Annotated in this window: 3 protein-coding genes; all 3 read left to right on the top strand. The window is 58.6% G+C overall.

Translation table 11 applies throughout. The features are described 5' to 3' along the window. On the top strand, nucleotides 1-473 hold a 473-nt coding region (locus WA354_RS19690), incomplete at its 5' end, for a hypothetical protein (protein WP_472814726.1). A 336-nt stretch (nucleotides 474-809) separates the two neighbouring features. After that, nucleotides 810-1,526, top strand: a complete 717-nt coding sequence (locus WA354_RS19685; RefSeq protein WP_472814725.1) for a hypothetical protein — start codon at nucleotides 810-812, stop codon at nucleotides 1,524-1,526. Nucleotides 1,527-1,780: 254 nt separating this feature from the next. Next, the coding region (locus WA354_RS19680) for a hypothetical protein (protein ID WP_472814724.1) at nucleotides 1,781-2,117 on the top strand (337 nt) is incomplete at its 3' end.

Genomic DNA, 2,117 nt, shown 5'->3' with positions numbered 1-2,117 from the left:
GCGTTGCCTTGCTGACCTGGGCCGGCCGGCGTTCGGTCCTCGCCAGCTTCGGGTCAAGCTGCGTGCCTCAACTCTCCAGTCTGGCGCCCGATCTCCTCTTCCTCACCAGCTGTGATCTCCATAACGGCTTGCTTGAATACCGGGTCTTGAATTCCAGTGGGAAGCTCACGCTGAAGGGTTTCTCGAGTCCCGACGATTTGGGCTACACGGCAAAGGGCATCGCCGATCCCGGAACATTCGTGGTGAAAACCGTTCGCTCCAGTGAGGTCAGTTCGGGCGATGCTTTCAGCGCCTCCCGTCTGGATTCCGAAGAACTCGGAGTCTATCGCGCGGATGACGGCAAGCGACTATCCAGCACACGCGTCACGTCTCCCTCGTCCAGCCTGGATGGGTATGCACTCGCCGCCGACGGATCTCAACTCGCCGTCCTGACCCGTGACCAAGTCTCCATCTATCCTGTTGCGCGCAAGTGATTCTCGGCGCCCAGCGAGCTGCAGGCGATTCAAGTTGGTGATTGAAATCAGGGTAGTGTTGCTGGGATTCGCGGAATCCGAAGTAGTTATTGGGGATTTTGCTTTACACGAGCGGGCACGGGGGCTATGCTTGCGCCCTGCCCCAGAGCACCAGCGTTCCCCGGCCCTGACTCGTTCCCCCATCGCCCGTGATCTCTGAGCAAGTCCAGGAGGTTCACCATGAAGTTCAGCCCAATTCTGTTGGGACTGTCTCTCGCGGTCGCTGGCAGTGTGCCGGCCGCAACGCAAAATGTATCCACTGCAACCGCTTCAGCGCCCAAGTACCTGCAGGTCGTCGTGGAATACACCAAGCCCGGCAAAGGCGGCATGGCTCACGACAAGACGGAAGGCGCTTTCGTCGAGGCCATGCGAAAGGCCAACTTCCCGCTGCACTACACGGCATACAACGCCATCACTGGCCGAGCGCGGGCAATTTATCTGTCCCCTTTCAACTCTTTTGAGGAAGTGCAGACTGCCAACAAGATGTTCGACGCACCGGCCGTGGCTTCGGAGTTTGAGCGGATCAACGCGGCCGACGGAGAGTTGCTGGACGAGGCTCATGTTCTGATCTTCAGCTCCGACCCCGAGTTGAGCTTCCACTCCAAGACGCCTGGCCCGAAGAACCGCTACCTCGAAGCCGACATCGTCCAAGTTCGCCCCGGTCATGGCAAGGATTTTGAGGACCTGATGAAGTTGTACATGGCCGCCTTCGACAAGGCCGGCACCACCCAGCATTGGGGGGCATATCGGACCGAGTACGGCCAGTCGGTCGGCCAGTACGTGTTCCTGACCGCCTCTAATTCCGAGGCCGAAATCGACCAGCGCTTCTCCGAAGATCCGAAGATCCGAGCGGCTTTGAGCGAGGACGACATGAAGAAGATCCGCGACCTTCGCGCCGCGTCGGTTGAGAGCGAGCGGGTTGAGCTGTATTCCCTGAACCCCGCCCAGAGTTATGTTCCGGACGAGTGGATCAAGGCCGATCCCGATTTCTGGAAGCCGAAACCAACAGAATAGGACTGGTCCGCTGTCGTAGATGTCTTGCAGCATACGCCAGCGGCCCGGCTGCACCGGAGCCGTTGGCATGTGCGCGCACCTCGAGGTCGAATGCACACAAAGTATTCCTATCAGATCAAACTTGCTCATTCCGATCAGATACTTCTTTACTAACGGAGCCATGGGCAAGATAATCGCCGTGCCCCAGAGCACGTGCGATTCCCACCCTCCACTCCCCCCGCCACCGATCTCTGAGCAAGTCCAGGAGGTTCACTATGAAAATCAGTCCAATGTTGTTGGGATTGTCCCTTGCGGCCGCAGGAAGTCTGTTGGCCGTTGCGCAAGACGCAGTCACCCCGCCCAAAGTGATTCAACTGCAAAGAGAGTTCCTCAAGCCGGGTAAGGCCGGTGCGGTTCACGACAGGAGCGAAGCGAACTTTGTGGCTGCGATGAATCGCGGCAAGCTTCAAGGCCACTACGTTGCGCTGAACTCGATGTCCGGGAAGTCGCGCGCGATTTTTGTCGTTGGTTATCCCTCGTTTGCCGCATGGGAGGCCGATAACAAGATTGTCGACAAGAGTCCTTCGCTGACGGCCGAGCTGGACCATGCAC

Origin of the sequence: Occallatibacter sp., from assembly GCF_049802275.1 — a bacterium.
Lineage (GTDB): Bacteria > Acidobacteriota > Terriglobia > Terriglobales > Acidobacteriaceae > Telmatobacter.
This window is presented reverse-complemented; position numbering and strand designations above follow the sequence as displayed.